This is a genomic window from Photobacterium sanguinicancri (genome assembly GCF_002265265.1).
GTDB classification, from domain to species: domain Bacteria; phylum Pseudomonadota; class Gammaproteobacteria; order Enterobacterales; family Vibrionaceae; genus Photobacterium; species Photobacterium sanguinicancri.
Genome location: NZ_NOIF01000394.1, coordinates 1 through 892, shown reverse-complemented (window position 1 = coordinate 892; position 892 = coordinate 1). Strand labels below are relative to the sequence as shown.

Here is an 892-nt window from a genome sequence, read left to right as displayed (position 1 = left end):
GATGACAGTGAATATTTTATTGGTTTGAAATTATTCAATAATAAAGATGAATCTTTTCCTCCTTCAGTGTATGTTAATGAATTTGACTTGATAAATAATAGAATTGATTGTTCTTCGGCATACACCGATTTTAGAATTAATGAATTCACACAAGGTATCTGCGAAAATGTCATTGATGTAAATAGTAATATTTCTGATTCTACAGATATATTAGTAAGGGCAATTAGCTCCATTCCTGATGGGTCCTATCCACTTTCTTTTTTTTCAGCAATATTAAGTGCATTTGTGGCTGCTTTTGCTGCATATTTGTTTAATGTGTTGTATTGGAAAAAAGTTGACAAAAAAAATAGGTTAAATCAACTTGTTACTGAGACTTACAATATTACTAATGAGCTTGAGGAAGTTTGTGGTCAATATTGGCTTAGTGAAAAAAACAGTACAAACCAACCACAGATGGAATTCTACGAATTTAAAATGAAATCTATTTTGTTACTTTTGTCTGGTCGAAAAAAGATCTTGTTTAAAATGTTCCCTAAACTAATGCGTGAAAACATTGATGAAATATATGCATTGGTGGAGGAAATATATGACTTGTCAACTGGCGGTGATTTTGAGTCAAAGTTTAGAATAACTTCAAAAAAACGAGCATCAGGTATATCTCGTCGTTGTGTTAAGTTGAAAGATAAATTGACATTATTATCATTAAAATAGAACTGATCAAACTTGTTTGTTTTGTATGAAATTGTGAATTGTTTATATGATTACAGATAAGAGGTTTTGGGCTTGATGGCTGGCATTTATAAAATCACCAAGTCTTCGAAATCAACCTTATTGCTGTCTCTTATACACAACAGACGCAGCCGACGAATAGCCTTGTGTAGATCTAGGTGGT

The 892-nt window shown here is 31.7% G+C and carries 1 protein-coding gene; it reads left to right on the top strand.

Features of this window, described 5'->3' with window-relative positions; genetic code table 11:
* On the top strand, window positions 1-711 hold a 711-nt coding region (locus ASV53_RS25695; protein WP_189337967.1), incomplete at its 5' end, for a hypothetical protein.
* Window positions 712-892 lie beyond the last annotated feature (181 nt).